Origin of the sequence: Alsobacter ponti, from assembly GCF_024294805.1 — a bacterium.
Classification (GTDB): Bacteria; Pseudomonadota; Alphaproteobacteria; order Rhizobiales; family Beijerinckiaceae; genus Alsobacter; species Alsobacter ponti.
Window position 1 is genome coordinate 1 of the sequence record NZ_JANCLU010000004.1, and the last position, 24,090, is coordinate 24,090.

Annotated in this window: 18 protein-coding genes; 10 read left to right on the forward strand and 8 right to left on the reverse strand. The window is 71.7% G+C overall.

The window, feature by feature from the left end; translation table 11 throughout:
* The 4 genes from NK718_RS05200 to NK718_RS05215 all read left to right on the forward strand — a co-directional run.
* A partial coding sequence (locus NK718_RS05200) for a Y-family DNA polymerase (protein ID WP_254739317.1) occupies positions 1 to 1,092 on the forward strand: 1,092 nt, incomplete at its 5' end.
* Positions 1,093 to 1,108: 16 nt separating this feature from the next.
* The gene (locus NK718_RS05205) at positions 1,109 to 4,408 is read left to right on the forward strand and encodes an error-prone DNA polymerase (protein WP_254739767.1); all 3,300 of its coding nucleotides are present in this window, start codon (positions 1,109 to 1,111) and stop codon (positions 4,406 to 4,408) included.
* An 87-nt stretch (positions 4,409 to 4,495) separates the two neighbouring features.
* The gene (locus tag NK718_RS05210) at positions 4,496 to 5,431 is read left to right on the forward strand and encodes a dihydrodipicolinate synthase family protein (protein WP_254739318.1); all 936 of its coding nucleotides are present in this window, start codon (positions 4,496 to 4,498) and stop codon (positions 5,429 to 5,431) included.
* A 10-nt stretch (positions 5,432 to 5,441) separates the two neighbouring features.
* Positions 5,442 to 6,542: an NAD(P)/FAD-dependent oxidoreductase gene (locus NK718_RS05215; protein ID WP_254739319.1), complete on the forward strand. Its 1,101-nt coding sequence runs from the start codon at positions 5,442 to 5,444 to the stop codon at positions 6,540 to 6,542.
* Between the two features lie 24 nt (positions 6,543 to 6,566).
* Here NK718_RS05215 and purU read toward each other — a convergent pair whose 3' ends face one another.
* A complete protein-coding gene (gene purU, locus NK718_RS05220; protein ID WP_254739320.1) occupies positions 6,567 to 7,430 on the reverse strand; it encodes a formyltetrahydrofolate deformylase in 864 nt (287 codons plus the stop codon).
* Between the two features lie 695 nt (positions 7,431 to 8,125).
* Here purU and NK718_RS05225 point away from each other — a divergent pair.
* The 4 genes from NK718_RS05225 to NK718_RS05240 all read left to right on the forward strand — a co-directional run bounded on the left by NK718_RS05225 (position 8,126) and on the right by NK718_RS05240 (position 13,390).
* Positions 8,126 to 9,058, forward strand: coding sequence for an ABC transporter substrate-binding protein (locus tag NK718_RS05225; protein WP_254739770.1), 933 nt, complete (start codon positions 8,126 to 8,128; stop codon positions 9,056 to 9,058).
* An 83-nt stretch (positions 9,059 to 9,141) separates the two neighbouring features.
* Positions 9,142 to 10,665, forward strand: a complete 1,524-nt coding sequence (locus NK718_RS05230) for a sugar ABC transporter ATP-binding protein (protein ID WP_254739321.1) — start codon at positions 9,142 to 9,144, stop codon at positions 10,663 to 10,665.
* 30 nt (positions 10,666 to 10,695) lie between these two features.
* On the forward strand, positions 10,696 to 11,727 hold the full coding sequence (locus NK718_RS05235) for an ABC transporter permease (RefSeq protein ID WP_254739322.1): 1,032 nt from the start codon (positions 10,696 to 10,698) through the stop codon (positions 11,725 to 11,727).
* Positions 11,728 to 11,857: 130 nt separating this feature from the next.
* Positions 11,858 to 13,390, forward strand: a complete 1,533-nt coding sequence (locus tag NK718_RS05240; protein ID WP_254739323.1) for a UxaA family hydrolase — start codon at positions 11,858 to 11,860, stop codon at positions 13,388 to 13,390.
* Positions 13,391 to 13,423: 33 nt separating this feature from the next.
* On the opposite strand, the gene ppk2 is transcribed toward NK718_RS05240, so the two are convergent.
* The 7 genes from ppk2 to NK718_RS05275 all read right to left on the reverse strand — a co-directional run bounded on the left by ppk2 (position 13,424) and on the right by NK718_RS05275 (position 21,803).
* Positions 13,424 to 14,254: a polyphosphate kinase 2 gene (ppk2, locus tag NK718_RS05245; protein ID WP_371877219.1), complete on the reverse strand. Its 831-nt coding sequence runs from the start codon at positions 14,252 to 14,254 to the stop codon at positions 13,424 to 13,426.
* Complete coding sequence (locus NK718_RS05250; RefSeq protein ID WP_371877220.1) at positions 14,251 to 15,942, reverse strand: SulP family inorganic anion transporter; 1,692 nt, start codon at positions 15,940 to 15,942, stop codon at positions 14,251 to 14,253. Before NK718_RS05250 ends, ppk2 begins: the two co-directional genes overlap by 4 nt.
* A 70-nt stretch (positions 15,943 to 16,012) precedes the next feature.
* Positions 16,013 to 16,795, reverse strand: coding sequence for an enoyl-ACP reductase FabI (gene fabI / locus NK718_RS05255; RefSeq protein WP_254739324.1), 783 nt, complete (start codon positions 16,793 to 16,795; stop codon positions 16,013 to 16,015).
* Complete coding sequence (locus NK718_RS05260; RefSeq protein ID WP_254739325.1) at positions 16,792 to 19,113, reverse strand: DUF3141 domain-containing protein; 2,322 nt, start codon at positions 19,111 to 19,113, stop codon at positions 16,792 to 16,794. Before NK718_RS05260 ends, fabI begins: the two co-directional genes overlap by 4 nt.
* Positions 19,114 to 19,162: 49 nt before the next feature.
* On the reverse strand, positions 19,163 to 19,648 hold the full coding sequence (locus NK718_RS05265) for a hypothetical protein (RefSeq protein WP_254739326.1): 486 nt from the start codon (positions 19,646 to 19,648) through the stop codon (positions 19,163 to 19,165).
* 17 nt (positions 19,649 to 19,665) lie between these two features.
* Positions 19,666 to 20,859, reverse strand: a complete 1,194-nt coding sequence (locus NK718_RS05270; protein ID WP_254739327.1) for an acetate/propionate family kinase — start codon at positions 20,857 to 20,859, stop codon at positions 19,666 to 19,668.
* Between the two features lie 2 nt (positions 20,860 to 20,861).
* Positions 20,862 to 21,803 carry a phosphate acetyltransferase gene (locus NK718_RS05275; protein WP_254739328.1) on the reverse strand — a complete coding sequence of 314 codons (942 nt, stop codon included), beginning with the start codon at positions 21,801 to 21,803 and terminating at the stop codon, positions 20,862 to 20,864.
* Between the two features lie 403 nt (positions 21,804 to 22,206).
* Between NK718_RS05275 and NK718_RS05280 the strand changes: the two genes are divergently transcribed.
* Together NK718_RS05280 and NK718_RS05285 are read left to right on the forward strand one after the other, a co-directional pair.
* Positions 22,207 to 22,944, forward strand: coding sequence for a carboxymuconolactone decarboxylase family protein (locus NK718_RS05280; protein WP_254739329.1), 738 nt, complete (start codon positions 22,207 to 22,209; stop codon positions 22,942 to 22,944).
* 86 nt (positions 22,945 to 23,030) lie between these two features.
* Positions 23,031 to 24,029 carry an AraC family transcriptional regulator gene (locus NK718_RS05285; RefSeq protein ID WP_254739330.1) on the forward strand — a complete coding sequence of 333 codons (999 nt, stop codon included), beginning with the start codon at positions 23,031 to 23,033 and terminating at the stop codon, positions 24,027 to 24,029.
* Positions 24,030 to 24,090 lie beyond the last annotated feature (61 nt).

Genomic DNA, 24,090 nt, shown 5'->3' on the forward strand with positions numbered 1-24,090 from the left:
GCGGAACGCGATGGGGCCGGGCTGGTGCTGCCGCCGGGGGGCGAGGCGCGCGCGACCCGGCCGCTGCCCGTCGCGGCGCTGGGGTTGGACGCCGACAGCCTGGTGGCGCTCGGCCGGCTGGGCCTGAAAACGGTGGGCGACCTCGCGGCGCGCCCGCGCGGCCCGCTGGCGGCGCGCTTCGGCCTGCGCCTGCTCGACCGGCTGGACGGCGTGCTCGGCCGCGCCGAGGAGCCGGTGTCGCCGCGCCGGCCGCTGCCGGCCTGCCTCGCCGAGCGCCGCTTCGCCGAGCCGATCGGCCACGAGGACGACGTGCGCCGCTCCATCCTGGCGCTGGCGGGCGAGCTGGCCGGCGTGCTGGAGCGGCGCGGCGAGGGGGCGCGGCGGCTGGAGCTCTCCTTCTTCCGCACCGACGGCGCGGTGCGCCGCGTCGCCGTGGAGAGCAGCCGCCCGCTGCGCGACCCCGCCGCCGTGCTGCGCCTCTATCGCGAGCGGCTGGACGCGCTGGCCGACCCGCTCGACCCCGGCTTCGGCTTCGACGTGATGCGCCTCGCCGCGCTGCACAGCGAGCGCTTCGTGGAGGCGCAGGCCGGGCTCGGCGGCCGCGTCGGGGCGGAGGAGGCGATGGCCGAGCTCGCCGACCGGCTGGGCGCGCGCTTCGGGGCGCGCCGTGTGCTGCGCCTGTCCGCCCGCGACACGCACTGCCCGGAGCGCGCCGCCGTGGCCGTGCCGGCCCAGCGTGGCGGCGCGGCGCTGGCGCGCGAGCCGGCCTGGGAGGAGTGGGCCTGCCCCGGCGAGCCGCCCGCAAGGCCGCTGCGCCTGCTCGACCCGCCCGAGCGCATCGAGGCGGTGGCCGAGGTGCCGGACGGGCCGCCGGTGCGCTTTCGCTGGCGGCGCGCGCCGCATGTCGTGCGCAAGGCCGAGGGGCCGGAGCGCATCGCGCCCGAATGGTGGCGCGGCGAGGCGGAGGCGCTGACGCGCGACTATTTCCGCGTCGAGGACGAGGCGGGCCGCCGCTTCTGGCTGTTCCGCGAGGGGCTGTGGGAGCGCGAGACGCAGGCGCCGCGCTGGTTCCTGCACGGGCTGTTCGCGTGAGCTCATGAGCGAGTCCATGACCGCCTTCGCCGAGCTCGCCGCCGCCACCAATTTCTCCTTCCTCACCGGCGCGTCGCACCCCGAGGAGATGGTGGCCCGCGCCGCCGCGCTGGGCCTCGCCGGCCTCGGGGTGGCCGACCGCAACACGCTGGCCGGCGTAGTGCGCGCCCATGTCGCGCTGAAGGAGACCGGGGCCGGCGGGCCGGGCGGCCCGCGCCTCGCCGTGGGCGCGCGGCTCGTCTTCATGGACGGAACGCCGGACGTGCTCGCCTTCCCGCGCGACCGCGCCGGCTACGGCCGGCTGTGCCGGCTGCTGACGCTCGGCAAAAGGCGGGCGCGCAAGGGCGAGTGCCATCTGCGCCTCGACGACCTGCTGGCGCTGGCGGAGGAGGGTGCGGGGCCGGGGGCCGGGCTCAACCTGGCGGCGATGCCGGCGCGCCGGCTGACGCCGGCCGAGGCGGAGCGGCTGGCCGGCGCGCTGGCGCGGCTCGCCCCCTTCGCCCCCGGCGCGCTGTGGCTCGCCGCCACCATGCCGCACGGCGGGGCCGACCGCCGCCGGCTGCACCGCCTCGCCGAGCTGGCCGCCGCCGCCGGCGTGAAGCTGCTGGCCAGCAACGACCCGCTCTATCACGAGCCCGAGCGCCGGCCGCTGCAGGACGTGCTCGCCTGCATCCGCGAGCACGTCACCATCGACGCCGCCGGCCGGCTTCTGGAGGCGCACGCCGAGCGCCACCTGAAATCGCCGGAGGAGATGGCCCGCCTGTTCCGCCACGCGCCCGAGGCGGTGGCCGAGACGGTGCGCTTCCTCGACGGCTGCCGCTTCTCGCTGGACGAGCTGCGCTACGAATATCCCGACGAGCCGACCCCGCCGGGCGCGACCCCGCAGGGGCACCTGGAGCGGCTGACCTGGGAGGGCGCCGCGCGGCGCTACCCCGCCGGCGTGCCGGAGGCCGTGCGCGCGGCCCTCGTCAAGGAGCTGGCGCTGATCGCGCAGCTCGGCTACGCGCCCTATTTCCTCACCGTCAACGACATCGTCGCCCACGCGCGCGGGCTCGGCATCCTGTGCCAGGGGCGCGGCTCGGCCGCCAACTCGGCCGTGTGCTACTGCCTGGGCGTGACGGCGGTCGACCCCACCGAGATCGACCTCTTGTTCGAGCGCTTCGTCTCGGCCGAGCGGCGCGAGCCGCCCGACATCGACGTCGACTTCGAGCACGAGCGGCGCGAGGAGGTGATCCAGTGGATCTACCAGCGCTACGGCCGCGAGCGCGCCGGGCTCGCCGCGACGGTGATCTCCTACCGATCCCGCAGCGCCATCCGCGACGTCGGCAAGGCGCTCGGCCTCACCGAGGACATCACCGCCGCCATGGCCAACACGGTGTGGGGCAGCTGGGGCAAGGGCATGGACGAGGCGCAGGTGCGCCAGGCCGGGCTCGACCCCGCCAACCCGGCGATCCTGCGCGCCGTCGACTTCGCCACGCGGCTGCAGGGCTTCCCGCGCCATTTGTCGCAGCATGTCGGCGGCTTCGTGCTGACGCGCGGCCGGCTCGACGAGCTGGCGCCGATCGGCAACGCCGCCATGGACGACCGCACCTTCATCGAGTGGGACAAGGACGACATCGACGCGCTCGGCATCATGAAGGTCGACGTGCTCGCGCTCGGCATGCTCACCTGCATCCGCAAGGCGCTCGACATGCTGCGCGAGCACGGCCGCGCCGACCTCGAGCTGGCGACGATCCCGCGCGAGGACCCGCAGGTCTACGCCATGCTGCAGCGCGCCGACTCGCTCGGCGTGTTCCAGGTCGAGAGCCGGGCGCAGATGAACATGCTGCCGCGCCTGCGGCCGGAGCGCTTCTACGACCTCGTCATCGAGGTGGCGATCGTGCGGCCGGGGCCGATCCAGGGCGACATGGTGCATCCCTACCTGAAGCGGCGGCAGAACCGCGAGAAGGTGGTCTATCCCCGCCCCGCGCCCGAGCACGGCCCGGCGGACGAGCTGGAGCGCGTGCTGGGTAAGACGCTGGGCGTGCCGCTGTTCCAGGAGCAGGCCATGCGCATCGCCATCGAGGCGGCGAAGTTCTCGCCCGACGAGGCCAACCGCCTGCGCCGCGCCATGGCCACCTTCCGGCGCGTCGGCACCATCCACCTGTTCCAGCGCAAGATGGTGGAGGGCATGGTGCGGCGCGGCTACGACGCCGACTTCGCGGCCCGCTGCTTCCAACAGATCGAGGGCTTCGGCGAATACGGTTTCCCGGAAAGCCACGCCGCCTCCTTCGCGCTGCTCGTCTACGCCTCGTCGTGGCTGAAGCTCCACCACCCGGCCGCCTTCGCGGCGGCGCTGCTCAACAGCCAGCCCATGGGCTTCTACGCCCCGGCGCAGATCGTGCGCGACGCCGTGGAGCACGGCGTCGAGGCGCGCGCGCCGGACGTCAACGCCAGCCGGCACGACTGCACGCTGGAGGAGCGCGACGACGGCGCGCTCGCCCTGCGGCTCGGGCTGCGCCAGATCGACGGCTTCCGCGAGGACTGGGCGCGCCGCATCGTCGAGCGGCGCGGCGCGTTCTACGACACGGTCGAGACGCTGCAGCGCCGCGCCGGGCTGTCCAAGGCGGCGCTGGTGCGCCTGGCCGAGGCCGATGCCATGCGCTCGATGGGGCTCGACCGGCGCGAGGCCGCCTGGGCGGTGCGCCGCCTGCCCGACGACATCGCCCTGCCGCTGTTCGAGGCCGCCGGCGCGGCGGAGCTGGCCGAGGAGCCGGCCACCGCGCTGCCGGCCATGCCGCTGCCCGAGCACGTCGTCGCCGACTACCAGACGCTGCGCCTCTCCCTGAAGGGCCACCCGATGGGCTTCCTGCGCCCGCTCTTCGCGCGCGAGGGCGCGCTCGCCTGCCGCGACGTGGCGAACCTGGCCGACGGGCGGCGCGCACGCGCCGCCGGCGTGGTGCTGGTGCGCCAGCAGCCGGGCAGCGCGCGGGGCGTCGTGTTCATGACCATCGAGGACGAGACCGGCATCGCCAACTGCGTCGTCTGGCCGACCCTGCGCGAGAAGTACCGGCGCGAGGTGATGGGCGCGCGGCTGATCGTGATCGAGGGCCGCGCCCAGCGCAGCCCGGAGGGCATCGTCCACGTCGTCGCCGAGCGGCTGGTCGACCGCTCCGCCGAGCTCGGCCGCCTGTCGGAGCGCGCCCTCGACCCGCCGCTCGCCAACGCCGACGAGGTGCGCCGGCCGATCCCGGAGAACCGCGTCTCCGGCGGCCATTCGCCGCGCCGCCACCCCCGCGACGTGCGCGTCCTGCCCAAGTCGCGCGACTTCCACTAGGCCGCCGGCGCGGCCCATCCCCGCGCCAGCCGGCGTTGCCGGGCGGCCGGCGTTTGGCTAGACGGGACGGACACGGAGGAAATCGGCATGTTCGGCATCGACAGCACGGGCGTCTACCCCATCGCCCCCACACCCTTCACCGACGGCGGCGCCATCGACTTCGACTCGACCGACCGCATGGTCGACTGGTGGGGCGAGATCGGCGCGACGGGCATGACGGTGCTCGGCATCATGGGCGAGGCGCCCAAGCTCGACCAGGCCGAGTCGCTCGCCTTCGTGGAGCGCTGCATCCGCCGCGCGGGACGGCTGCCCGTGCTCGTCGGCGTCTCCGCCCCGGGCTTCGCCGCCATGCGCGGGCTCGCCCGCGCCGTCATGGACAAGGGCGCCGGCGGCGTCATGATCGCGCCGCCGCCCTCGCTGCGCACCGACGACCAGATCGTCACCTATTACGCCCAGGCGGTGGAGGCCATCGGCTCCGACATCCCGTTCTGCATCCAGGACTACCCGCTGACTCTGTCGGTGGTGATGACGCCGCGCGTCATCCAGAGGATCATCACCGACAATCCGTCCTGCGTCATGCTCAAGCACGAGGATTGGCCGGGGCTCGAGAAAATCTCGGCGCTGCGCCGGTTCGAGACCGAGGGCTCGCTGCGCCGCGTCTCCATCCTCACCGGCAATGGCGGGCTGTTCCTCGACTTCGAGACGGAGCGCGGCGCCGACGGCGCGATGACCGGCTACGCCTTCCCCGAGATGCTGGTCGACGTGGTGCGCCTGCAGGCCGAGGGCCGCCGCGACGAGGCGCACGACGTGTTCGACGCCCACCTGCCGCTGGTGCGCTACGAGCAGCAGCAGGGCGTCGGCCTGGCGGTGCGTAAATACGTGCTGAAGCGGCGCGGCATTTTGGCGTCGGACGCGCAGCGCAAGCCGGGCTCCGCCCTCACGGCGGCGGCCAAGGCCGAGGTCGAGTACCTGCTGGAGCGGCTGGCCCGGCGCGACCCGCGCGCCGCGCGGCTGCCGGGCTGACCCGCCTTCCATGGCGGATGTCGACGTTGTCGTGGTCGGGGCCGGCGTGGTCGGCCTCGCCGTCGCGCGCGCCTTGGCGCTGCAGGGCCGCTCGGTGGTCGTGCTGGAGGCCGCCGACGGCATCGGCTCGGAGACGTCGTCGCGCAACAGCGAGGTCATCCACGCCGGGCTCTACTACCCGGCGGGTAGCCTGAAGGCGCGGCTCTGCGTCGAGGGTCGCGAGCGGCTCTACGCCTTCTGCGCCTCGCACGGCGTGCCGCACCGACGCTGCGGCAAGCTGGTCGTCGCCGCCGACGCGACGGAGCTCGCGGCGGTCGAGGCGGTCGGACGGCGCGGCGCGCAGAACGGCGTCGACGACCTCGAGATGATCTCCGGCGCGGCGGCCCGCGCGCTGGAGCCGTCGCTCGCCTGCGTCGGCGCGCTGCTGTCGCCTTCCACCGGCATCATCGACAGCCACGCCTACATGCTGGCCCTGCTGGGCGACGCGGAGGCGCACGGCGCGGCCTTCGCCTTCCGCACGCCGTTCCTGCGCGCCGAGGCGACGGGCGGCGGCTTCACCGTGGAGGCGGGCGGCGCGGAGCCGATGCGGCTCACATGCGGCGCGCTGGTCAATTGCGGCGGCCTGCACGCCTCGCGCGTCGCCGCCGCGGTCGCCGGGCTCGCCGGCGAGCACGTCCCGCAAACCCGCTACGCCAAGGGCAACTACTTCGTGCTCGCCGGGCGCGCGCCGTTCTCGCGGCTGATCTACCCCGCGCCGCACGCCCACGGGCTCGGCGTCCACCTGACGCTCGACCTCGGCGGGCAGGCGAAGTTCGGCCCGGACGTGGAGTGGGTGGACGCCATCGACTACGAGGTCGACCCGGCGCGCGGCGAGGGCTTCGAGGCCGCCATCAGGTGCTACTGGCCCGGCCTGCCGGACGGCGCGCTGGCCCCCGGCTATTCCGGCATTCGGCCGAAGATCGCCGGCCCCCACGATCCCGCGCCCGATTTCCGCGTCGACGGCCCGGAGGCGCACGGCGTCGCAGGCCTGGTCAACCTGTTCGGCATCGAGAGCCCGGGCCTCACCGCCTCGCTGGCGCTGGCCGACGAGGTCACGCGCCGGCTCGGCTGAGGCGGCCGGGGCGGCGCTTCGCGCTCAGCCGGCGAACACCACGGTCTTGCGGCCGTTGGGGATCACCCGGTCGTCGAGATGGTAGGCCAGCGCCCGGGCGAGCACGCGCCGCTCGATGTCGCGGCCCTTGCGCACGAGGTCGTCCGGCGTGTCGCGGTGCGAGATGCGCTCGACGTCCTGCTCGATGATCGGCCCCTCGTCGAGGTCCGAGGTGACGTAGTGCGCCGTCGCGCCGATCAGCTTCACGCCGCGCTCGTGCGCCTGGTGGTAGGGCTTGGCCCCCTTGAAGCCGGGCAGGAAGGAGTGGTGGATGTTGATGCAGCGTCCCGACAGCTTGGCCGCCAGCCCGTCCGACAGCACCTGCATGTAGCGGGCGAGCACGACCACTTCCGTCTCCGTGCTCTTCACCAGCTCCCAGAGCTGCTGTTCCTGCTCCAGCTTGGTCTGCCGGGTCACCGGCAGGTAGTGGAACGGGATGCCGTCGAGGTCGTGGTGGGAATAGGTCTCGCGCGGGTGGTTGGCGACCACCGCCGACACGTCCATGGCCAGCTCGCCGATGCGGCGGCGGTAGAGCAGGTCGGCCAGACAATGGTCGAACTTCGACACCAGCAGCATGACGCGCCGGCGCTGCGCCTGCGAGCGCATCGTCCACTCCATGCCGAAGCGCTCGGCGACGGGCGCGAAGGCGTCGCGCACGGCCTCGAGCCCGCTGTCCTCGCGCACGGCATTGAACGCCACGCGCATGAAGAAGCGGCCGGTTTCGGTGTCGTCGAACTGCTGCGCCTCGAGAATGTTGCAGCCGCCCTCGAAGAGCACCGTCGACACGCCGGCGACGATGCCGGGCCGGTTGGGGCAGGCGAGCTTGAGGACGAAGGTCTCGGGCGTCATGGCGAGGATTCCCGTGGAAGGGCTCCGGTGGGAGGCTTCCGGTGACGACGGCCGCCGGCGGCGGGCGCGCGTCTCTACCGCTTCGCGGCCGGGCGGGCAACTTCGGCGGAGCAGGACACCCGCGGGGGCGGGCTCCCCTCTCCAGATGAGCAGGGCTCTCCGCCCGCCCTTTGGTTGCGGGCCTGCGGCCCGCCCGTCCCCGGCCCGGTGCAGCGAAGCGGAACCGGAGCCGGGGCCCAGCGCAACATGCCGCGCGGAGCGCGTCCTTATGGCCTTTTCGATTGAGCGCCGCTTCGCGGCAACATCCATGCGCTGGCCCCCGGATATGCCTCCGCCAAGGCTCCGGCATTCCGGGGACGGGCGGACGAGGTCCGCCCGTTGGGGTTGCGGGCTCGGCCCGCAAGAAGCGCGTCCTTATGGCACAGCCACGTGAAGCGCTCCGCCATCGGCTCGGAAACGCGTGAAAGCTGTCGTTTTCAACCGAGACTAGAAGCGCGGCCGGGCCCCGTCGGAAAACTGTCCGGTACCGCGCCTTGACCGGCGGCAAGCCCCTTGCGCGGGCTATGAAACCGGTGTTCCATAGCTTTGCAATTATGGAACGGTTGTTTCGACCGCGACCATTGCAACCAGACGACGGCCGGCCGCGCCGGCCTCAGGAGGAAACCATGAAGAAGACCTGGCTCCTCGCCGGACTGATGGCCGCGTCCGTCGGCCTCGGCTCCCCCGCTCAAGCCCAGCAGCCCACCATTCCGATCATCGTCAAGGACACCACGTCCTTCTACTGGCAGATCGTGCTCGCCGGCGCGCGCAAGGCGGGCCAGGACCTCGGCGTCAAGGTGCCGGAGCTCGGCGCGCAGTCCGAGGCCGACATCAACGGCCAGATCGCCATCCTCGAGAACGCCGTCTCCTCCAAGCCGGCCGCCATCGTCATCTCGCCGACCCAGCGCGCCGCGCTCGGCAAGCCGATCGACGAGGCCGCCAAGTCGGTCAAGGTGATCGGCATCGACTCCGCTGCCGACTCCAAGGCGTTCACCTCGTTCCTGACCACCGACAACGTGCAGGGCGGGCGCATCGCGGCCGACGGCCTCGCCGCCGCCATCGCCGCCAAGTACGGCAAGCCCGAGGGCGAGGTGGCGCTGATCACCCACCTGCCGGGCGTCGGCTCGCTCGACGAGCGCGCCAAGGGCTTCAAGGAGCAGCTGGCCGCCAAGTATCCGGGCCTCAAGCTGGTCGCCGACAAGGTGTCGGACGGCACCGCCAATGGCGGCCTCAACATCACCACCGACCTGATGACGGCCTTCCCCAACCTGCGCGGCATCTTCGCCTCGAACCTCATCCAGGCGCAGGGCGCGATCCAGGCGATCGCCGAGTCCAAGGCGCAGGACAAGGTCAAGCTGGTCGGCTTCGACTCCGACGACAAGCTGGTCAAGGCGCTGAAGGACGGCGTGATGGCCGCCACCGTCGTGCAGGACCCCTACCGGATGGGCTATGACGGCGTGAAGACCGCGCTCGCCGCCTCGAAGGGCGAGAAGGTCGAAGCCTTCGTCGACACCGGCGCGAACCTGATCACGGGCGAGAACATGAACGGCGCCCGCGCGCAGGAACTGCTGAACCCGAAGGTGAAGTAAGCCGGGCCACAAAGCGCATCCGCCTCCGGCGCGCCGACGCCGGGGGCGGGTTCGCCGCTTCCACGACATCCGGAGACGCGTCCTTGTCCGCCGCCGCCGAAGCCCCGTCCGCGCGCCGGGATTCGTTCGCCGGGCCGATCCTCGAGCTGCGCGGGCTCGAGAAGCGCTATGTCGGCACGCATGCCCTCAAGCCCGCCGACCTCGCCTTCGAGGCGGGGGAGATCCACGCCATCGTCGGCGAGAACGGCGCGGGCAAGTCCACGCTCATCAAGCTCCTGACCGGCGTGACGCCGCGCACCGCCGGCGAGATCGTCTGGAAGGGCGTTCCCACCGACCTCTCGACGCCCAACGAGGCCATCGCGCTCGGCATCAACGCCGTCCACCAGGAAGTGGTGCTGTGCCCGCATCTGACGGTGGCGGCCAACATCTTCCTCGGCGACGAGCGCACCGCGCGCGGCCTGCTGAAGGACCGCGCCATGGTGCGCGAGGCGCAGCGCATCCTCGACGACCTCGGCTTCAACCTGCCGGCGGGCGCGGTGCTCTCGACGCTGACCATCGGCCAGCAGCAGCTCATCGCCACGGCGCGCGCGGCGACGCGCGGCACGCAGTTCCTCATCTTCGACGAACCCACCGCCTACCTCACGAGGCAGGAGGCCGCGCAGCTCTTCGCGCTCATCCGCCGCCTCAAGGCGCAGGGCGTCACCATCGTCTATATCAGCCACCGCATGGAGGAGATCTTCGAGCTGGCCGACCGCGTGTCGGTGCTGCGCGACGGCATGCTGGTGGGCACCCGCGTCGTCGCCGAGACCACCGACGCCGAGCTGATCGCGCTGATGATCAACCGCTCGATCGAGCAGATCTACCACAAGGAGACCTTCGCGCACGGCGCGCCGGTGCTGGAGACCCGCCACCTGAGCGGCCGCGGCTTCGAGGACGTGTCGCTGACCGTGCGGGAGGGCGAGATCGTCGGCCTCTACGGCCTCATCGGCGCGGGCCGCAGCGAGTTCGTGATGGGCGTCTACGGCCGCGAGCGCGTCACCGCCGGCGAGGTGCTGTGGCGGGGCCAGCCCGTGACGATCCGCCGCGAGCGCGACGCCATCGACCTCGGCATGGCGCTCGCGCCCGAAAGCCGGCGCGACCAGGGGCTCTGCCTCAACCTCGGGGTCGGCCTCAACCTCAACCTGCCGGTCTTCGACCGGCTGACGCGAGGCGTCACAATTTCCGCCTCGGAGGAACGCAAGGCCGCCGACAAGCAGATCCGCGACCTGCGCATCAAGACGGCCTCGCGCAACGCGCTCGCGCTGAGCCTTTCCGGCGGCAACCAGCAGAAGATCGTCATCGGCAAGTGGCTGAACCACGGCGCGAAGCTGTTCATCTTCGACGAGCCCACGGTGGGCGTCGACGTCGGCACCAAGGCCGAGATCTACCGCCTGTTCGGCGCGCTGCTCGCCAAGGGCGCGGGCATCCTGCTGATCTCCTCCTATTTGCCGGAGGTGTACGAGCTGGCCGACAGGCTGCACGTGTTCCGAGGCGGGCGGCAGGTGGCCTCGCACGGCTTCAAGGCCGCGAGCCACGAGCAGATCCTGACGGAAGCCATCGGAGTGTGAGGCGCCCCGCGCCACGAGGGAACGAGGGACATGACTGATACCGCCGCGACGGGCGACGCGCCCCGCACGAAGTTCGAGTTCTCGCGCCTGCTCGGCCTGACGCTGGTGGGCGTGCTGCTGGCGATGTTCCTGTTCCTCGCGTGGAAGACCTCGACCTTCGCCACGCCGGGCAACCTCTCCAACCTGGCCCGCCAGGGCGCGATCTTCGCCATCCTGGCGCTCGGCCAGACCTTCGTGATCATCACCGCCGGCATCGACCTCTCTGTCGGCGCGGTGGCGAGCTTCATCACCGTGGTCGTCGCCATGCTCATCCAGAGCGTCGCGCCGGACGTGACGGCGTGGCTGGTCGGCGCCGGGCTGCCCGAGTCGATCGCCAACGGCGTGGCGCTGTGGATCATGATCCTGGCCTCGCTGCTGCTCGGCGCGGGCATCGGCGCGTTCCACGCCTTCGGCGTCGTCAAGATGGGGCTGCCGCCGTTCATCATCACGCTCGCCACCTTCACGGCGCTGCGCGGCGTCGGCCTGCTGATGACCAACGGCTCCACCGTCAACGTGACGAACGACGTCTTCACCGGCTTCTCGCGCGGCGAGTTCCTTGGCATCCCCAACCTGTTCATGGTGGTGATCGTCGTCGCCGTGCCGGCCTTCGTGTACCTGCACCTCAGCCGCTGGGGGCGTTATCTCTACGCCGTCGGCTCCAACCCGGAGGCGGCGCGGCTGTCGGGCGTCAACGTCAACGCCGTCACCGCCACCGCCTACATCCTGTCCTCGGTGTGCGCCGCCATCGTCGGCGTCATGCTCGCCTCGCGCACCGGCACCGGCAACGCCACCCAGGCCATCGGCTTCGAGCTGGAGGCCATCGCCGCCTCGGTGATCGGCGGCACCAGCCTGTTCGGCGCCATCGGCAGCGTGTGGGGGCCGCTCCTCGGCGCGTTCATCCTGGCGACCATCCGCAACGGCGCCAATCTGATGAACGTCAACTCGTTCTGGCAGTTCATCATCACCGGCGTGCTGATCATCGCCATCGTCTACGCCGACGGGCTGCGGCGGCGCAGGCGCTAGCTTCGCCGCGCCCACCCGGGCCTCGCGCGCGGCCGGCGCGAATCCCCCTGCTCAAGCGGTTCGAACCGGTTTAGAAGGGGGCGAGCGCGCCCGTCGCGGCCCCTTTCGAACCGGTGATCCGGAGGAAACCATGAACGCCCCCGTCCTCAACGCGCCGCGCGTCGTGCGGCTCAACGCCGCCGACAACGTGGTCGTCGCGGTCGATCCGATCGAAGCCGGCGCGACGGTGGAAGGGATCGCCGCCCGCTCGCGCGTCATGCGCGGGCACAAGATGGCCACCGCGGCCATCCCCACCGGCGCGCCGGTGCTGAAGTTCGGCCAGGTGATCGGCTTCGCGGCGCTCGACATCGCGCCGGGCGAGTGGGTCCACGAGCACAATGTCGAGATGCACGCCTTCGCGCGCGACTACCGCTTCGCCGAGGGCGCGCGCCCGGAGGAGGTGCTGCCGGTCGAGATGCAGGCCACCTTCCAGGGCTATCGTCGCGCCAACGGCAAGGTTGGCACGCGCAACTACATCGCCATCCTCACCTCGGTGAACTGCTCGGCGACGGTGGCGCGCTTCATGGCCGAGGAGATCGTGCGCTCGGGCGTGCTGCGCGACTATCCCAACATCGACGGCGTCATCCCGCTCGTGCAGGGCGGCGGCTGCGCGCTCGACGTCAAGGGCGAGGGCTACGAGGTGCTCAAGCGCACCCAGTGGGGCTACGCCACCAACCCGAATGTCGGCGGCGTGGTGATGGTGGGGCTCGGCTGCGAGGGCTTCCAGATCGGCCGCTGGAAGGACGCCTACAACGTGCAGGAGAGCGACACCTTCCGCACCATGACGATCCAGGAGACCGGCGGCACGCGCAAGACGGTCGCCGCCGGGGTTGAGGCGATCCGCGCCATGCTGCCCAAGGTCAACGCGGTGCGCCGCGAGACGACGCCGGCCTCCGAGCTGATGCTGGCCCTGCAGTGCGGCGGCTCTGACGGCTATTCGGGCATTACCGCCAACCCGGCGCTGGGCGCGGCGGTGGACGAGCTGGTGCGCCATGGCGGCACCGCCATCCTCTCCGAGACGCCGGAGATCTACGGGGCCGAGCACCTGCTCACCTACCGCGCCGCCACCCGCGAGATCGGCGAGAAGCTGGTCGGCATGATCCGATGGTGGGAGGACTACACCGCCCGCAACAAGATGGAGATGAACAACAACCCGTCTCCCGGCAACAAGCTGGGCGGGCTCACCACCATCCTGGAGAAGTCGCTGGGCGCGGCGGCCAAGGGCGGCACGCGGACGATGACCGGCGTCTACCACTACGCCGAGCCGGTCGACGCCAAGGGCTTCGTGTACATGGACACGCCCGGCTACGATCCCGTCTCCGCCACCGGCCAGGTGGCGGGCGGCGCCAACGTGCTGTGCTTCACGACCGGGCGCGGCTCGGCCTATGGCTGCAAGCCGACGCCCTCGATCAAGCTCGCCACCAACAGCGACATCTACCGCCGCATGATCGACGACATGGACATCAACTGCGGCGACATTCTCGACGGTGTCTCCATCGAGGAGAAGGGCCGCGAGATCTTCGCCAAGGTGCTGGCCGTGGCCTCCGGCGAGCGCTCCAAGTCCGAGGAGCTGGGCTACGGCGACGCCGAGTTCGTGCCCTGGCAGATCGGCGCCACCATGTGAGCCGGCGGGAGGCCGCGCCGCCTCCCGCCCCTCTCAATAGGCCTGCCGCACCAGCGTCACCGGGTGCAGCGGGTCGCGGTAGTCGCCCGGCTTCTGGCGCTTGGGCAGCTTGATCTTCTCGCGCTTCACCTTGTCGTAGGGCACCGTGTCGAGGATGTGCCGGATGATGTTGAGGCGCGCGCGCCGCTTGTCGTCCGACGGCACCACGATCCACGGGGCCCATTGCGTGTCGCTGTTCTGGAACATGTCGTCGCGGGCGCGCGAATAATCGTACCAGCGCGTGTAGGACTTGAGGTCCATCGGCGAGAGCTTCCACACCTTGCGGGGGTCGTCGATGCGGTCCTTGATGCGCCGCGTCTGCTCGTCCTCGCTCACCTCCAGCCAGAACTTGATGAGGATGATGCCGGAATCCACCATCGCCTTCTCGACCTTCGGGACGGCCGAGAGGAACACCTGCGCCTCGGCCTCGGTGCAGAAGCCCATCACCCGCTCGACGCCGGCGCGGTTGTACCAGCTGCGGTCGAAGATCACGACCTCGCCGCCGGCCGGCAGGTGCGGCAGGTAGCGCTGCACGTACATCTGCGATTTCTCCCGGTCGCTCGGGGCGGGCAGGGCGATGACGCGGAAGGTGCGCGGGCTCACCCGTTCGACGATGGCCTTGATCGCGCCGCCCTTGCCGGCCCCGTCGCGGCCCTCGAACACGATGCAGACCTTGAGCCCTGCGTGCTTCACCCATTCCTGCATGGCGACGAGTTCGCCGTGCAGGCGGCGCAGCTCCTTCTCGTAGGCCTTGCCCGACATCGGGCCTTCGTTCTCGGCGGGCTTGTCGTTCTTCACCTTCTCGTTCTTCGCCTTGGCGCTCATTCCCGTGCTCCCCTCTCCAATCCGTCTCCCGCCGGCGCGCCGCTGGCGTCGCCGGCCGAAAGGTAGCGGTCGATCGCCGCCCGCGCGTTGAACAGCAGCCGCTCGCGGCCGAGGCGCCGGTCGAAGCCGGCGCGGCGCACCGCCTCCAGCGCGTCCGGATTGAGCGCCGCGATCCACACGACCGCCCCCGCCTCGGTCGCTCGCTGTTCGCCCTCCATCAGCATTTGCAGCGCCGAATACTCGATGTCCGGCACCCGGCTCATGTCGAGCACCACCACGCGCGGCCGGTGTTCGCGCACCAAAGCGGTGACGCGGTCGGCGACGGCCTGGGCGTTGAGGAAGAACAGCCGCCCCTCCGGGCGCAGGATGAGCAGCCCCTCGAAGGTCTCGTCGTCGGCGTGCTCGGGCGAGAGCGGGCGCAGCACGTCGGCGCCGCGCTTGCGGCCGATGATCGAGACTCGCGGAAACGCCGTCTGGCTGCCGAGCCCGATCAGCGACAGCACGATGGCGGCGACGATGCCCTGCAGCGTGCCGAAGACGAGCACGCCCAGCGCCGCCGCCACCGCCCATTGGAACTCCATCCTGCGCACGCGCAAAATGTCGCGGAACTCGCCGAGCTTGATGAGCGGCACGGAATAGACGATCACGACGGCCGCGAGCGTCGCGTTCGGCAGCAGGCCGAGCAGCGGCGACAGCAGCAGCATGGTCGCGGCGGCGAGGCCGGCCGTCACCAGCGAGGCGGTCTGCGAGACGCCGCCGGCAACGCGCACGACGCCCGTCTGCGAGGTGCCCCCGCCCGCCGGCATCGCCCCCAGCACGGCCCCGGCGACGTTGGCGAGGCCGGTGGCGGTCAGCTCCTGCGCCGGGCGGATCGCCGGGTCGCCGCTGCGCCAGAAGGCCCGCCCCGCCGCGATGGTCTCCGTGAAGCTCATCAGCGCGATGCCCAACGCGCCGGGCAGCAGCGCCAGCGCCAGCGACGGGTCCGGCAGCGTCAGAGAGGGCAGCCCGGTGGGGATGAAGCCGACCGTCGACACGCCGCGCGAGGCGAGGCCGAGCAGGCCGGCGGCGGCGATCGCCCCGCCCACGGCGAGCAGCGGCGCGGGGGCGCGCGGCGCGAAACGCTCGAGCCCGACCAGCACCGCCAGCGTCGCCGCCGCGACCGCGAGCGTCGGCCCGGACGCCTCCGGCATATGCCGGGCGAGGCTCAGCAGGTCCGCGAAGAAGCCGTGCTTCTCGATGTGCAGGCCGAGCAGCTTGGGAAGCTGGTCGACGACGATCACCAGCCCGATGCCCGCCTTGAACCCCGTGAGCACGGGCGCGGAGATGAAGTTGGCGAGAAATCCGAGCCGCAGATAACGGGCGACGATGAGGATGAGGCCGACAAGGGCGGTCAGCGTCGCAGCGGCCGTGGCGACGCGCGCCGGGTCGCCGTCCGGCGCGACCAGCGCGATCTCCGCGCCGGTGAGGATGGCGATGGTGGTGGTCGAACTCACGCTCAGCACGCGCGAGGAGCCGAGCAGGCCGTACACCAGCATCGGCACGAGTGCGGTGTAGAGGCCGACCGCCACGGGCAGGGTCGCCACGGTGGCGTAGGCCATCGCCTTGGGGATGACCACCGCGCCGGCGGTCAGCCCGGCGACGAGGTCGGCGCGGCCCCAGACGAGCCCGGCCGCCCACCCCCGTTCCACGCCCGCCCTCCCGGCCGCCCCGCCTTGCGCGCTCACCTCGGACCCCCTCCCCGCCGGCCGCTCCGCGCCGCTACGCCATGATGCTCAGCCCGCCGTCGACATAGACCGTCATGCCGGTCAGCCGGCGGGCGTAGGGCGTCGCGAGATAGGCGGTGGTGACGCCCACGTCGTCGATGTCGACCAGTTCGCCTACCGGCGCGCGCGCGGCGGCCTCGGCGAGCAGCAGGTCGAAATCCTTCAGCCCCGACGCGGCCCTCGTCTTCAGCGGCCCCGGCGACACGGCGTGGACGCGGATCTGGCGCTCGCCGAGCTCGTGCGCGAGGTAGCGCACGCAGCTTTCCAGCGCCGCCTTCACCGGGCCCATCATGTTGTAGTTCGGCACGACGCGCTCGGCGCCGAGATAGCTCATGGCGAACAGCGTGCCGCCCTTGTCCATCAGCGGCTCGGCCAGCCGCGCCATGCGCACGAAGGAATGGCACGACACGTCCATCGCCAGCGCGAAGCCCTCGGCCGAGCAGTCGAGGACGCGGCCCTGGAGGTCTTCCTTCGGCGCGAAGGCGATGGAGTGCAGCGCGCAGTCCAGCCGTCCCCAGCGCTGCCGGATCAGCTCGAACACGGCCTCGAGCTGGCCGGGAACGGACACGTCGCACGGCGCGAAGATCTCCGCGCCGAGCTCCTGCGCCAGCGGCTCCACGAAGCGCCGCGCCTTGTCGTTCAGGTAGGTCACCGCGAGGTCCGCGCCGAGCTTGCGGAAGGCGCGGGCGCAGCCATAGGCGATGGAGTGCTCGTTGGCGATGCCGAGCACCAGCACCTTGTCGCCGAGCAGCGGCTGGCCGTGAGGAAGCTCGATCATGCGCGCGCCCTCCGGCCCGCCTTGCGCCGCGCGCCCGCGGCGAGCGCCACGATCTTGCCGGAGTCGCCCGCCGGGGCCGCCGGCCCGAGCCGCACCCTCAATTCGTCGAGCAGGACGCGCTGGGCCTCGTTGAGGTCGGCCTGCGCCGCGATGGCCTCGAACACGGCGAGCGCCCGCGCGCGGTCGCCGGCGTCCGGCATCAATTGCCCGAGCGTGTCCAGCGCGACCTCGGGCGCGAACTCGACGATGGCCGATTGCTGGCCCACGCGCCGGCGCAGCTCGTCGGGGTTGACGCCGGTGATGCCGAGGCCCCGCCCCAGCAGGCCGTGGCTGGCGCGCATCGCCGAGAGCCTGCGCCGTCCCGTGCCCGCCTTCACGGCCATCAGCGCCATGCGGACGATGGCGTCGTGGAAGTCGCCCTTGGCGGCATTACGGATGGCCTCGCGGACGCGCTGCGCGCCGGCGACCTCGCCGCGCGCCTCGTCCGTCTCTTCGGCTTCGGTCGCCGCGTCCCCGTAGAGGCTCATGTGCCCGTAGATCGAGAAGAAGAGATATTCGGCCATGGCGTCGCGCATCGCGCGCGCCAGTTCCAGGCCCTGGCTGGCCATCGACGCCGCCCACGCCTCGCCGAGCGCCGCCGGGCCCGTGTCGTCGCGCGGCGCGCGGTTCACCCGCGCCAGTTCCGCCGCGCCCTTCACCGGCCCCATCGCGGGGTTGAGGCTGGACAGCGCCCAGCGTTGCAGCCTCAGCGGATGGAAGGCGCGCGCCATCGCCGCCGCCTGGGGGATCACCGCCGCCTTGAGCCAGGGATGCACGACGCTTTCGTAGAACGCCTCGTTCATGCGCGAGACGCGGTCGACCGATCCGAACGGGATCTCGTCGACGCGGTCGTATTTCTGCATGGCGCGGAGGTCTTCGACGCGGCGCTCCGTGAGGTGCACGTCGAAGCTAGGCGCGCCGCCCGCGTCGCGCGTCTCCTCGATCTGCATGGCGTAGAGACCGGGCGGCAGCGCCTCGATCTGCTGCAGCACCTCGACGATCTGGGCGTGTTCCTTGCGGGCGACGCCGCCGGACACGAAGATGCCGAGGTGGCCGACGCTATGGTGCATGAGGCCGACGATGACCTGGCCGTTGGCCTTCAGCGCCTCGGTGGTGGGGTAGAGGTCGGCGACCCAGTTGATGGCCTGCTGGGGTGGGGTGATGTTGTCGCCCAGCGAGGCGAAGACGATGATCGGCGAGCGGATTTCCCGCAGGTCGAAGGCGCGGCCTTCCGACCACTCCGCGTCGCCCTTCGCCAGCCGGTTGCCGACGAACAGGTTCTCGACGATCCACTTGATCTCGTTGCGGTTCATCAGGAAGTAGCCGCCCCACCAGCGCTCGAACTCGAGGAAGCGCGGCGGCTCGCTGTCGACCTTCGACCACAGCGTGTAGGGCTTGTCGACGAGCGTGTTGGCGGGGTTGGCGTTCTCGAAATTCTCGACGAGGTAGGCTCCGTCGAAGATGCCGCCGCCGAGATCGCTGGCGAGCAGGGCAGGCCAGACGCCGCCGAGCACGCCGCCCGAATAGCGCATCGGGTTCTCGTCGTCGTTGCCAGCCCAGTACGACATCGGCGCGCCGGCGATGACGATGGGGCCCACGACATCGGGCTCCAGCGCGCCGATCAGCATCGCCGCCCAGCCGCCCTGGCAGTTGCCGATGAGGACGGGCCGGCCGGCGCGCGGATGGCGCGCGTGGACGATGCGCAGGAACTCGGCTTCCGCGCGCGACACGTCGGCGAGGGTTTGGCCGGGCTCGGGGTCCGGGAAGAATGAGACGAAATAGACCGGGTGGCCGGCCTTCAGCGCCACGCCGACCTCCGAGTCCTGCTTGAAGCCGCCGATGCCGGGGCCGTGCCCGGCGCGCGGGTCGATGATGACGAAGGGCCGCTTCGTCAGGTCGGCGACCGCCACGTCCTTCGGCAGAATGCGCAGCAGGCAGTAATTGACCGGCCGGGCGAAGCTGCGCGCGTCGGCGACGGTCTCGTAGGCGAAATGCAGCAGCGGCGGCTTGCCGGCCTTCTCGTGCTCCAGCCAGTCGTCGCCGCGCTGGCGCAGCGTGTCCCAGAACAGCGCCGCGCGCTGCCCGAAGTCGACCCAGTAGGACGCCGCGTCCTTCCACGCCGTCGTGGGGTCGAGCGCACGCGCGGACACGCCTTCCAGCAGGCGGGCGGCAGCCTCCTGGCTTGACCGCATATAGGCCGCGAACGCCTCCTGAAGACGCTCGTGGAAGATCCGCGCGAGGCGCGGCCCGAGTTCGGCGGGCGTGGTGGGCGTCGGCATGGCTGTCTCCCTCGACGGATCGGACGCGGCGCGGACGGGACGTCTCCGGTTACTGGCGGCTCTCGCCCCAGGCGAGGAAGAAGCCGACGTCGCCGGGAAGCCCGCCGGGCCACTCGATGATCATCGCCTTGAGGCGGAAGCCGCCGGCGCGCAGATGGTCGCGCCACAGTTCGTAGGCCTGGCGCGGCCGGCCGGTCAGCGTGTCGGGCCAGCCGGCCTCGTTGTTGTTGATGGCGCGGCCGCCGTCCGTGCACAGCGCGGTGGGGAAGCGCATCACCATCAGCTCCGACTGGCCGGTCTCGGCCGTCTTCTTCATGCGCAGGGTGAGCGAGCTCATCACCTGCTTGAGGAATTCCGGCGTCACCTTGATGGGCTCGGAGAGCGTCTTGATGAGGTCCTTGCGGGCCTTGTCGGCGGCCTCCATCGAGGACACCGCGCTCGACGCCTTGGCCATCTGCATCTGCGTCATGTAGCTGCGCAGGTCGTCGGCGGACATGAAGGATTCGTTGGCCAGTTCGGTGGTGGCGGCGGACATTTGGTCTCTCCTTTGCCTCAAGCGGCGTTGCCGATCAGCGCGCGCATGTGGCGCGCGACGACGAGTTCCTCGTTGGTGGGGATCACCCAGGCGGACGGACCCGGCCCGCCCGTGATCCTCGGCCCTCCGGCAGCGTTGGCGTCGGGATCGGCGCGCAAGCCGAGGAACGCCAGCCCGTCCAGCACGGCGGCGCGCGTCGCCGCGTCGTTCTCGCCGATGCCCGCCGTGAAGATCAGCCCGTCCAGCCCGCCGAGCGCGGCGGCGAGCGAGCCGACCTCGCGCACGATGCGGTAGACGTAGAGCGCGATGGCCTCGCGGGCGTGCGGCTCGCCGGCCTCCTTCGCGCGCAGCGTCCGCATGTCGTTGGACAGGCCCGATACGCCGAGCAGCCCGCACTGGGAGTAGAGCATCTTCTCCGCCGCGTCGGGCGTCAGCTTCATCTCGCGCAGCATGTAGAACACCACCGCGGGGTCGAGCGAGCCGCAGCGCGTGCCCATCATCAGGCCGTCGAGCGCCGAGAAGCCCATCGTCGAGGCGACGCTGACGCCGCCGCGCAGGGCGCAGGCGCTCGCGCCGTTGCCGAGATGCGCCACGACGACGCGGCCCTTGGCCAGCGCCGGGTCGTACTCGCCCATCACGGAGGCGATGTACTCGTAGGACAGGCCGTGGAAGCCGTAGCGCCGCACGCCCTGCTCGGTCATGGCGCGCGGGATGGCGAAGAGCTGCGCCAGCTCCGGCTGGGTGCGGTGGAACGCCGTGTCGAACGAGGCCACCTGCCTCACGCCGGGCAGGGCCTCCAGCGCGAAGCGGATCGGCCGCAGATTGTGCGGCTGGTGCAGCGGCGCCAGCGCCACGAAGCGTTCGAGGTCGTCGACGACGCCGGGGTCGACCAGCACCGGGCCTTCGAAGTCCGGACCGCCGTGGACGACGCGGTGGCCGACGCCGGCGAGGCTCGCGCCGGCGAACCGGTCGCGCAGCCAGGCGATCAGCCGCCGCAGCGCCTCGTCGTGGCCGCCGCCGGCCGCCTGCCAGCGCTCCTCGCCGACCGTTTCGCCCCGTCCGTCGCGGGCGACGAAGTGGGCCGTGCCGTCGCCCGCCAGCCCTTCGAAGAGCCCGCGGCAGAGCGGCGTTCCCGGCTCCACGCCGGCGTCGAAGACCTGGAACTTGAGGCTCGACGAGCCCGCGTTGAGGACGATGTTGAGCGCCGTCATGGTTACACCGCCGCGACGGCGAGCTTGGCGCGCGACGCCTCGGCGACTAGAGACGCCACCGCGCAGGAGGCGAGCCGCGTCAGCCGCGAGTCCGCCCGGCTGGTGAGGATGATCGGCACGCGCGCGCCCAGCACGATGCCGGCGGCGTCCGCGCCCGCCAGGAAGGTGAGGCTCTTGGCGAGCATGTTGCCGGCCTCGAGGTCCGGCACGACCAGCACGTTGGCGCGCCCCGCCACGGGCGAGGCGATGTTCTTGATCTTCGCCGCGCCGAGGTCGATGGCGTTGTCGAGCGCGAGCGGCCCGTCGATGAGCCCGCCCTTGATCTGTCCCCGGTCGGCCATCTTGCAGAGCGCCGCGGCTTCGATGGTCGACGGCACGGCGGCGTTGACGGTCTCCATCGCCGACAGGACCGCGACCCGCGCCTCCTCGATCCGCAGCGCGTGGGCGAGGTCGATGGCGTTCTGGACGATGTCGACCTTGTCCTCCAGCTTCGGCGCGATGTTCACCGCCGCGTCGGTGATGATCAGCGGCTCCGCGTGCCTGGGCACGTCCATCACGAAGCAGTGACTGATGCGCCGCGCCGTGCGCAGCCCGCTGTCGCGGCGCACCACGGCCCCCATCAGCTCGTCGGTATGGAGGCTGCCCTTCATCAGGGCCTCGGCCTCCCCGCCGCGCACGAGGGCGACCGCCTTGTCGGCGGCGTCGTGGCTGTGGGCGGCCTCGACGACGCGGAAGCGGGACAGGTCGACGCCCAGCCGCTTCGCCACCGCGGCGATCCTGGCGGGCGGCCCGACGAGCACCGGCTCGATCAGGCCCATCTCGGCCGCCTCGACGGCGGCGGACAGCGAGGCCTCGTCGCAGGGGTGGACGACCGCGACCTTCAGCTTCGGGAGCGCCCGCGCCGCGTCGACGAGGCGTTGATACTTCTCGTGGGCATGGTCCATGGGTCGGCCTCTGTCTTGCGCGCCGGGTCTTTGGGCGCGGGCGTCGGCGGCGCATTGAGCGCGGTTGGCGACTTGTCCCCTCGGCCCCACCGGCTTCAGGCCGGGGCTTGAGCCGTTGTGCAGCGTCGGGGAAGCCGCCGCTTGACTTTTTACGACGATAAACTTTGCCGTTGCGCTTAAGCTGACTCGGAACGAACACCTTTCGATCGGCAGGTTCGCACCTAAGCTATTCAGTTGTTGGAGCAAAAATAGCGGATCCGCTCAGGCCGGCTTTGATCTGACGCAACGTAATAAGAAGTTTCCGCCGCTTAATTTGAAGGCGCAATTCAATTTGTGGTCGTAAAATGTCAAGCAATAGCCGAGGGGTCGTGTCGACATAGCGCAAGGAAGGGGGCTTCCTGTCATGGCTTTGGACGCAAAGGGCCTGAGCGACTGGACGGAGAGGCTCGCGCCTCTCCCGGTCGACCTGCGGTTGCTGGCGAGCGCGAGCGGCGCGGAACCGGCGAGAAGCGGCGCGCTCTCCGCCAAGCTGAACGCGCTGCTCGCCATCGTCGCCGCCGTCCTGCTGCCGCCGCGCGAGGACGACGCGACCGCCCGCACGCTGTCAGCGGCGGCGGAAGCCGGCGCGACCTCCGAGGAGATCGCCGTCGTCGTGCGCATCGTGTGCTCGGCGGTCGGCAAGTCGCTGATCGCCGAGATGACGATGCTGCGCAACGAGGCGCGCGGCGCCGGCGTCGCGGCGGAGGCCGACATCGCGTTGCCGCCCGCCACGCGCGCGAACCTGCGCCGACGTCGCCAGTGGGACGAGGACTGGGACGCGCTGGCCCTGCTGCCGCCCGACTGGTCGCGCGCGCTGATCCAGAACGAGGAGGCGATCCGCCTCGGCGGCGTGATGCCCGGCCGCACGAGCGAGCTGTTCCACATCGCCGCGCTCTCGTGCGCCCGGCCGCAGGACGAAGCGGCGATCCGTGGCCACATGGGCAGGGCTCTCGAACTCGGCGCGACCGTGCAGGAGATCTCCGAAGTCCTCCGCTTTTGCGCCCGCGAGCGCCTGCGGCGCTGCGCGGCGCGCCTCGACCGGATGGCCGCACCGCCGAAAGCCGGCCTGCGGGCCCGCAAGCCACGGGCGAAGCGGCCATGAACGATCTCCGCAACGCTTCGCCGGCCGATGCCGGCGGCGGGAGTCCGAGCCGGGGGCGGAGGCCGGGCCTGTCGTCCGTTCGGGGCATGCACCGCGTCGGCGTGATGCGCCACTTCCCGGCGGTGATTTCCGAACTCGGCTTCGACCCCGACGAGGCCTGCGCCCGAGCCGGCGTCCGGCGGGACGCTCTCGACAATTCCGACAACCCAATCACGCTGGCGGCGATGGGCCGGCTGCTGTCCGCCGGGCAGGAGATCACGGGCTGTGCGCACATCGGCCTGCTGGTCGGCATGCACGGATCCCTCGACTGCCTGGGGCTCGTCGGCGCGTACATGGCGCAGGCGCCCGACGTCGGAACGGCGATCCACGACCTCACCGACCACCAGCATCGATACGTCCGCGGCGCGCTCCCCTACGTGCTGCCCATGGGGCAGGAGATCGTCTTCGGCTACCGGGTGCATGAGACGCCGGTGGCCGCCGTCGAGCAGATCTGCGAGGGCGCGCTGGCGCTCGCCTACAACCTGGTGCGGGAGCTCTGCGGCCTTTATCCGGTCGAGGTGCTGTTCGCCTGCGACGAGCCCCAGGACCGCCGTCCGTTCAGCCGCGCCTTCGGCGTGCCGCTGCGCTTCAACGCCGAGCTCTACGGCCTGGCCTACCCCATCGGCGTTCTCAAGCGCCCGGTGATGGGCGCGTCGGCGGCCCGGCGGGAGGAGCTGCGCGGAGAAGTGGAGGCGTACTGGGCCGTCGACCCGCCCGACGTCGCGTCCCGGCTGCGCCGCCATCTGGCCGTCGTCGTGCTCGGCGGCGACCAGTCGCTCAAGGCGGCGGCGGAGGCGCTGGGGCTGCATCCGCGCGTGCTCAACCGCCGGCTCAACGAGGAAGGCACCACGTTCCAGCGCGAACTCGCCGACGCCCGCTTCACGCTCGCGGGGCAGCTCCTGGCCGAAACGAACCTCAGCGCCACGGTGATCAGCGAGACGCTGGGCTACGCCGACCTCAGCGTGTTCTCGCGCGCCTTCGAGCGCTGGTCCGGGCTGCCCCCGACGCGTTGGCGCAAGCAGGCGGGAGCCCGGGAAGCGAACTGAACGAACGGGCGGCCGTCCGTCCGCCACACCAATCCGGCCCGCGGGACGCGGGCGCTGAATG

Bases quoted from the DNA above. Each gene is read 5' to 3' on its own strand.
- NK718_RS05210 (WP_254739318.1), top strand. From the start codon at position 4,496: ATGTTCGGCATCGACAGCACGGGCGTCTACCCCATCGCCCCCACACCC.
- NK718_RS05215 (WP_254739319.1), top strand. From the start codon at position 5,442: ATGGCGGATGTCGACGTTGTCGTGGTCGGGGCCGGCGTGGTCGGCCTC.
- NK718_RS05280 (WP_254739329.1), top strand. From the start codon at position 22,207: ATGGCTTTGGACGCAAAGGGCCTGAGCGACTGGACGGAGAGGCTCGCG.
- NK718_RS05235 (WP_254739322.1), top strand. From the start codon at position 10,696: ATGACTGATACCGCCGCGACGGGCGACGCGCCCCGCACGAAGTTCGAG.
- purU (WP_254739320.1), bottom strand. From the start codon at position 7,430: ATGACGCCCGAGACCTTCGTCCTCAAGCTCGCCTGCCCCAACCGGCCC.
- ppk2 (WP_371877219.1), bottom strand. From the start codon at position 14,254: ATGAGCGCCAAGGCGAAGAACGAGAAGGTGAAGAACGACAAGCCCGCC.
- NK718_RS05225 (WP_254739770.1), top strand. From the start codon at position 8,126: ATGGCCGCGTCCGTCGGCCTCGGCTCCCCCGCTCAAGCCCAGCAGCCC.
- NK718_RS05265 (WP_254739326.1), bottom strand. From the start codon at position 19,648: ATGTCCGCCGCCACCACCGAACTGGCCAACGAATCCTTCATGTCCGCC.
- NK718_RS05260 (WP_254739325.1), bottom strand. From the start codon at position 19,113: ATGCCGACGCCCACCACGCCCGCCGAACTCGGGCCGCGCCTCGCGCGG.
- NK718_RS05275 (WP_254739328.1), bottom strand. From the start codon at position 21,803: ATGGACCATGCCCACGAGAAGTATCAACGCCTCGTCGACGCGGCGCGG.
- NK718_RS05240 (WP_254739323.1), top strand. From the start codon at position 11,858: ATGAACGCCCCCGTCCTCAACGCGCCGCGCGTCGTGCGGCTCAACGCC.
- NK718_RS05270 (WP_254739327.1), bottom strand. From the start codon at position 20,859: ATGACGGCGCTCAACATCGTCCTCAACGCGGGCTCGTCGAGCCTCAAG.
- fabI (WP_254739324.1), bottom strand. From the start codon at position 16,795: ATGATCGAGCTTCCTCACGGCCAGCCGCTGCTCGGCGACAAGGTGCTG.
- NK718_RS05205 (WP_254739767.1), top strand. From the start codon at position 1,109: ATGACCGCCTTCGCCGAGCTCGCCGCCGCCACCAATTTCTCCTTCCTC.
- NK718_RS05285 (WP_254739330.1), top strand. From the start codon at position 23,031: ATGCACCGCGTCGGCGTGATGCGCCACTTCCCGGCGGTGATTTCCGAA.